Source organism: Ruegeria sp. AA3, assembly GCF_056542905.1.
Genome location: NZ_JBQGAQ010000006.1, coordinates 281344 through 287395, shown reverse-complemented (window position 1 = coordinate 287395; position 6052 = coordinate 281344). Strand labels below are relative to the sequence as shown.

Below are 6052 nucleotides of genomic sequence, written 5' to 3'. Positions count from 1 at the left end.
TCGAGTTCCGTCAAATCGCAGATTGGATCATCGAAGTTGTCGATGGTCTGGCCGCCAATGGCGAAGAAGGCAATGCCGCAGTCGAAGCAAAAGTCAAAGCCGAAGTCGCTGAGCTTTGCGCCAAGTTTCCGATCTATCCGAACCTGTAAAAAGTCCGGACTTTGATCATTAAAAGCGGCGTCCTGCGGGCGCCGCTTCGCTATATAGATTGAAGTGCACGTGAGAAATCAGTGGCGTCTGATGCATCCAGCGTCGTTGGCAAAATCTGCTGTGCGCACATCAAATAAGAAGATACGGGCAATACAAGCCTCAAACGCTTCAAAAATATTGTTCTCGGAGGTGTCTGATCTGATCTGGGTTTTAGCCGGCCGGAGGCTCTTTGCATCACCCTCTGATCCGCGCAATTGCGCCTGAATTGCGAATCAGATCAAGCCGCGCGACCTGAGGATAAAGATCGACACGGCGGTCAAAACCAGCAAGCCCAAAGCAAGCGACCCCAGAAAGCTTAGAAACCACCCCCAGCGCCGGTCAGCAAGGTTGATAGCATTCAGATGGCTTTGCACATCCTCCGAGGCCTGCTCAAGTTTGGGTGTATCCAGCAACAGCCGTAGCTTTGGATGAACTGCCATCTTCTCGGCCTGCGCAAGCACCAGTGCCTGCTTATAGACCTTACGCGGCAATCTACGTCTCGCTCGGCGAACCGATGCTGTCAGGGTTTTGTCCCGCACACCAAGCTTTTTACGCAGCAGTAAGATGGTCTGCGCGATTTGGGTCTGTATATCGAATTCCTGCGACATTCACGTCTCCTGACGGGGCAATCTAACCGCGCACAATGCTGACGACAATGGGGCTGGTTGTTCCATGTGGTGGCAGGTATCACATAGCCATGTTGAACACGATCATCCATGGCGACCCGACCGACCAACCTCCTTTGTTGATTGCGCATGGCCTATATGGCTCGGCGCGAAACTGGGGTGTGATTGCGCGGCGCTTGTCAGACGAGCGGCAGGTGATCGCAGCCGATATGCGCAATCACGCCTACAGCTTTTGGAATGATCAGCATGGATACTCCGAATTGGCGCAGGATTTGGCCGAAGTGATCGACAGCATAGGCGGAGCCGCAGATGTCGTCGGGCATTCTATGGGCGGAAAGGCCGCAATGGTCCTGGCACTACAACACGGAAACAAGGTTCGCAAACTGGTGGTCGCCGACATTGCTCCGGTTTCCTACGGACATAGCCAGATCAAATATATTGAAGCGATGCGCGCTGTTGATATGTTACATGTTGAACGACGATCTGATGCTGAATCGCAGCTGGCGGATCAGGGAGTTGAAAAAGCACTTCAGAGTTTCTTCACGCAATCGCTGGATGTCGAGAACAAGAACTGGCGTTTGAATCTTGATGTTCTGGCTCATGAAATGCCCAAAATAATGGGTTTCCCAGAGGTGTCTGGCAATTGGGATGGTCCGACTCTTTTTCTTTCTGGTGCCGCATCGGATTATGTCTTACCCGAATTTCGCGACCAAATCCGTCAGATGTTTCCCGCTTCACGCTTTGCCAAAATTCCCGGCGCAGGCCATTGGCTGCACGCCGAGAAACCTCGTGAATTCGAAGCGGCCGTCAGAACCTTTCTGAACGCCTGATCATGCACCTTGATAGAGACGCTTGGCCACGAGCCATGACGCGGGTGCGGCAACAACAGCACCTGCAGCGGCCGCGGAAATGATCGCCACCGAACTGACCATCCCGGCGGCCAGAACGGCGATTACAGCACTACCTGCAATTGCGGTAGCGATCAGAGAATATAGCATGGCTGCAAGGCGTATCATGGCCAGTCGTCCTGTCGTTTGGTTTCTGGCCAAGACATTACACCCCTAGTATATTCGTGGCATTGATTTGGGTCAGAATTCGTTGCTACATTCCGCGATCCATCGGACCGATGGTTTCTCCGCCACCCTCAACCCAATCTGAGTACCCACCCAGATTATAGACATGAGAAAATCCCATATCCTTAAGCAGTTTTCCTGCCAGCGCTGCCCGGCCTCCTGACGCGCAATGCAGGATGATCACCCTGTCCTTGCGCAATTCAGGATCATGAGATGGCAAATCTTGATCAGCCCGAAATTCCAACATTCCGCGTGGGATATGGTGCGAACCAACGGCGCGACCGGTACGTTCCAGTTCTGGTGCGTCGCGAATATCCAAAAGTAATGCCCCCTGTCCCAGCAATTCCTGCGCCTTGCTGGCACCAATACGCTCAACCGCGGCGTTCGCTGCTTGCATCATGTCCTTGACCGTCAGTGCCATCTTCGTCTCTCCTGCTCGTTGATCCGCTAAAGGCTAACATGCAGAAAATTGAAGGTGTAGAGGTTCAGGCAATCAATGTTCCCTGAAGGCACGTGACATACTGTCGACAACCGGTTTGGCGATATAAGCGGCAAATGTGCGCTCTTCGGTTTGGATCATGATCTCGGCAGGCATTCCGGGCGTGGGAACAAACCCCCGTACGCGGCTCATCTCATCGGCGGTCAACGAGATGCGCGCCAGATACACCTCTTGCGGCATGCCAGCAGAATCTTCGACAAGCGAGTCGGCCGAGACGTAGAACACCTGACCTTCCAGAACAGGCGTCGTACGCTGGTTGAGGGCCACGAGCCGAACTGTCGCAATCTGGCCAGTTATGACGCTGTCGATCTCGGTTCTCGGGATTTGCGCTTCGATAATCAACGGCGCGTCAGCGGGTAAGATCTCGGCGATCTGTTCGCCTGTTTCGATAACGCCACCGGGCGTGTGATGGTGTAACCTTACGACGGTTCCTGTGACCGGCGCCCGCACCACAGCGCGGTCAAGAACACTGCGGGCCTGGCGCGCCTTTTCGCGCACACTTTCCAGTTCGGCTTCGATAACGCCCAATTCGTCCAGAGCGGCCTCACGATAAGCTGATCGTGTCCGCAGAATCTGTTCTTCGTATTTTAGCAACATCTGATTGACCTCGGCAGTCTCTGCCCGCAGGCGTGCCAATTGACCCTCGGCCTCGGCCTGTACCCGGCGGATCGTGTTCAGATCGCCCTTGCGCACAAGCCCTTTCTCAAACAGTGAAAGCTTGGTGTCATATTCTTCCTTCAATATGTCCGAGCGGTGCTCCATGCTGGTCAACTGCGCCTCAAACCCCGAGGCACGGATTTTCAATGCCTCCATATTACGCTGAAGCAGGGCGATGTCATTCAACAAGGTCTTGCGCGAAACATCAAAGCTGAGTTTCTGATTGTCGAGGATCGTCATGACCTCAACGTCGTCTGACGCTTCAATCAGCGCTGGCGAAAACACCAGGTTTTCCTGTTCGCTGTGCTCGGCCAGAAGCCGCTCAGTCATCGCTTGAAGGCGGATCTTGCGGATGAACAACTCGCGCTCATTGGCCTCGGCCGAGGTCTGGTCCAATGTCATCATGATCTGTCCGGCCTGAACGGATTCTCCTTCCGCGACCAGAATGTTCTCGATGATCCCACCTTCCAGGTGCTGTACGATTTTATTGCGACCAGTCGCGACAAAACTGCCTTGCGCGATGACCGCAGCCGCTAGAGGTGCGCGGAACGACCAGACGCCGAAGCCACCAAAGCAGATGATCAGCATGGCTAACCCAATCACTATGAACTTGGTGATCGAGCGCGGAACCTCGGCATACCAAAGCCCGGATTCGTCGGTGCGTGCCACTTCGTTCATCGCTTAATCCCCCTTGCCCTGAATTTCGGGTGGTTGCTGGCGCGGCCCGTTGAGCTTTTCCAGTACCTGTTCGCGTTGCCCGAACAGCGCCACACGTCCGTCAGTCAGCAGCATGATCTTGTCGACCACATTCAGTAGCGTTGGTTTTTGTGTGATGACGACCACGGTGATCTTGCTTTCCTTGGCCTGTTCAATCGCCCGTGCCAGCGCCTTGTCGCCCGCCACATCGAGGTTCGAGTTCGGTTCATCCAGAACAACCAGTCGCGGGTTTCCGAAGAAAGCCCGTGCCAAAGCGATACGTTGCTTTTGCCCGCCAGAAAGGGGCGAACCGTCTGCGGCCACCACGGTTTCATAACCTTGTGGCAGCGTCGCGATCATGTTGTGTACGTCTGCCAGAACGGCGGCATCGTGGATCTGCTCATCTGTGGCGTCCGCACGCATCCGGCCGATGTTGTCCTTGATGGTACCTGGGAACAGCTGCACGTCCTGCGGAAGATAGCCAATATTCTCGCCAAACTGGCGTGGATCCCAATTGCGGATATCCATCAGATCCAACCGGACGCTTCCCGAGGTCGGAAGAATCGAACCCACCAGCGTTTTGCCCAGCGTCGTTTTCCCCGCGCCTGAATTCCCGATGACTGCCAAAGTTTCCCCGGGGTTCAGTGCAAAGGTAATCCCGTTTAGAACGACACTCTTGGTTCCACCCGGGACATAGAGCAGACGCTCTACATCCAGCCGTCCCTCGGGCCGCGGCAGGCGTAATTTTTCGTATTGCAGAGCCGAACTCGACAGCAGAGCCTTGATCCGGCCAAAAGCACCTCGCGTCAGCAGGAATGTATTCCAGCCCTCAATCGATCCCTCAATCGGAGCGAAGGCCCGGCCCGCGATGATCGAAGCGGCGATGACCATTCCTCCGGTGATCTCTCCTTGCAGGGCCAAAAAGGCGCCCCACCCCAAAATGCTGATTTGTGTCAGCAAGCGAACGGCACGGGAAATAGCAGCGAAGATGACGTTGCGGTCCTGCGCTTTGACCTGCCAGGTCAGCGATTGTGCGGTGTCACGACCCCAGATGCGCACCGCCTCGGGGATCATCGCTAACGCGTTGATGATCTGACTGTTGCGCGACATCGAATCCAAATGCTGGTTGGCCAAAGATTGCGCCTGATTGGCCTTGGCAAAGGGCTTGGCCGTCATCTTCTGGTTGATCAGCGCGATCACCATCAGGATAAGTGCCGTCGTCACGACAATCATCCCCAATTGCGGGTGGACCAGAAAGATCATCAGGATGAAGAGCGGCGCAAACGGAACATCGAGAAACGAAATCAATGTGCCGGAAACCAGAAAGCCCCGCACCTGCTGCAGATCACCCAAGGTCTGATATTCACGTCCATTACCATGCAGAGAAGCGTGTGCAGCGGCACTCAAAACCGGAGCACCAAGACGCGCGGCCACTTCAACCGCCGTGCGCATCAACATGAATCGCCTAACCGCATCAAAGGCTGATTGAAAAATGACTGCCCCAGCGACGATAGCGGTCAGCATGATAAGCGTATCCAGCGACCGGCTGGTCAGAACTCGGTCACTGATTTGAAACAGGTAAATTGGGATCGCAAGGATCAGAACGTTAGTTGCGCAAGTCAGAACCAGCACGAAAGCCAGATTACGCCAAATTGCCCGCAGCGATGTGCGCAGCGTCTTCTGGAAATCTTCAGGCGGGGTGCGTTTGTGAAAAGTTTGGGGTGGCCCGTTCCCGTCGCCGCCTCCCGTTTCCAGGCGCATCAACGGTTCATTTGCCTTAGCCTCGATCGTAGTGCCCATGCGATTTTTGCCGTCCGACGGCACAGAGGGGGTCATGCGCGCAGTCGATTGATCGGCGGCGTCACGATCAGGGGCTTCCGCATCGGCCACCCCAGCGTCGCCACCCACAGGATCCTTGTCTTTTTTGGGCCGCGACCGCGTGCGCCGAAGGGGAGAGCCAGCGCACGATTTTGAATTTGCATTCTGCTGCTCTGCCTCTGCTTCTGCCTGCGTCGGTCTGTATGTTTGTTGCGCCGCACGCGGCAATTCTTCTGGATCATTGGGGTGCGTCGCAGGTTCTGCAGCTGCCGTTCCAACGCAAGGATCAGGCATCCGCATTTCAGGGGTCAACCGCAATCGTGCCTCTGTTTTCGACAAAGAATTCCCGTTTGACTTGGCCACGCGATCACGGGTTTTGAGGGTCAGCGGACCCCCTCCTCCGTGCCGGTCCAATGGGCTAGCAAATCGGGTGCGGCGCGACGAAAAAACGATCGACATAAACTAACCTTCCGGTCACTCGTAAATCAGGGAAA

6 protein-coding genes and 1 pseudogene are annotated in these 6052 nt (G+C 55.3%); 2 read left to right on the top strand and 5 right to left on the bottom strand.

All coding sequences use genetic code 11. The features are described from left to right. Window positions 1–149 (top strand): annotated as a pseudogene (gene glyA, locus ACR0JR_RS13170) (serine hydroxymethyltransferase); the annotation flags it as partial. Between the two features lie 273 nt (window positions 150–422). Here glyA and ACR0JR_RS13165 read toward each other — a convergent pair. Next, window positions 423–797, bottom strand: coding sequence for a hypothetical protein (locus ACR0JR_RS13165; RefSeq protein ID WP_170543664.1), 375 nt, complete (start codon window positions 795–797; stop codon window positions 423–425). Between the two features lie 47 nt (window positions 798–844). On the opposite strand from ACR0JR_RS13165, the gene ACR0JR_RS13160 reads away from it, so the two are divergent. Next, window positions 845–1645 carry an alpha/beta fold hydrolase gene (locus ACR0JR_RS13160; protein ID WP_480456529.1) on the top strand — a complete coding sequence of 267 codons (801 nt, stop codon included), beginning with the start codon at window positions 845–847 and terminating at the stop codon, window positions 1643–1645. Here the strand turns inward: ACR0JR_RS13160 and ACR0JR_RS13155 are convergent, their stop codons facing one another. The 4 genes from ACR0JR_RS13155 to ACR0JR_RS13140 all read right to left on the bottom strand — a co-directional run bounded on the left by ACR0JR_RS13155 (window position 1646) and on the right by ACR0JR_RS13140 (window position 6017). Continuing rightward, window positions 1646–1831: a hypothetical protein gene (locus tag ACR0JR_RS13155; RefSeq protein WP_010442554.1), complete on the bottom strand. Its 186-nt coding sequence runs from the start codon at window positions 1829–1831 to the stop codon at window positions 1646–1648. Between the two features lie 85 nt (window positions 1832–1916). Next, a complete protein-coding gene (locus ACR0JR_RS13150; RefSeq protein ID WP_170543658.1) occupies window positions 1917–2309 on the bottom strand; it encodes a rhodanese-like domain-containing protein in 393 nt (130 codons plus the stop codon). A gap of 72 nt (window positions 2310–2381) precedes the next feature. After that, the gene (locus ACR0JR_RS13145) at window positions 2382–3722 is read right to left on the bottom strand and encodes an HlyD family type I secretion periplasmic adaptor subunit (protein WP_480456523.1); all 1341 of its coding nucleotides are present in this window, start codon (window positions 3720–3722) and stop codon (window positions 2382–2384) included. 3 nt (window positions 3723–3725) lie between these two features. Then, on the bottom strand, window positions 3726–6017 hold the full coding sequence (locus ACR0JR_RS13140; RefSeq protein WP_319546763.1) for a type I secretion system permease/ATPase: 2292 nt from the start codon (window positions 6015–6017) through the stop codon (window positions 3726–3728). Window positions 6018–6052 lie beyond the last annotated feature (35 nt).

Excerpts from the sequence above, each read along its gene's own strand:
- ACR0JR_RS13165 (WP_170543664.1), bottom strand. The coding sequence starts at position 797 with ATGTCGCAGGAATTCGATATACAGACCCAAATCGCGCAGACCATCTTA.
- ACR0JR_RS13160 (WP_480456529.1), top strand. The coding sequence starts at position 845 with ATGGGGCTGGTTGTTCCATGTGGTGGCAGGTATCACATAGCCATGTTG.
- ACR0JR_RS13155 (WP_010442554.1), bottom strand. The coding sequence starts at position 1,831 with ATGATACGCCTTGCAGCCATGCTATATTCTCTGATCGCTACCGCAATT.
- ACR0JR_RS13150 (WP_170543658.1), bottom strand. The coding sequence starts at position 2,309 with ATGGCACTGACGGTCAAGGACATGATGCAAGCAGCGAACGCCGCGGTT.
- ACR0JR_RS13145 (WP_480456523.1), bottom strand. The coding sequence starts at position 3,722 with ATGAACGAAGTGGCACGCACCGACGAATCCGGGCTTTGGTATGCCGAG.
- ACR0JR_RS13140 (WP_319546763.1), bottom strand. The coding sequence starts at position 6,017 with ATGTCGATCGTTTTTTCGTCGCGCCGCACCCGATTTGCTAGCCCATTG.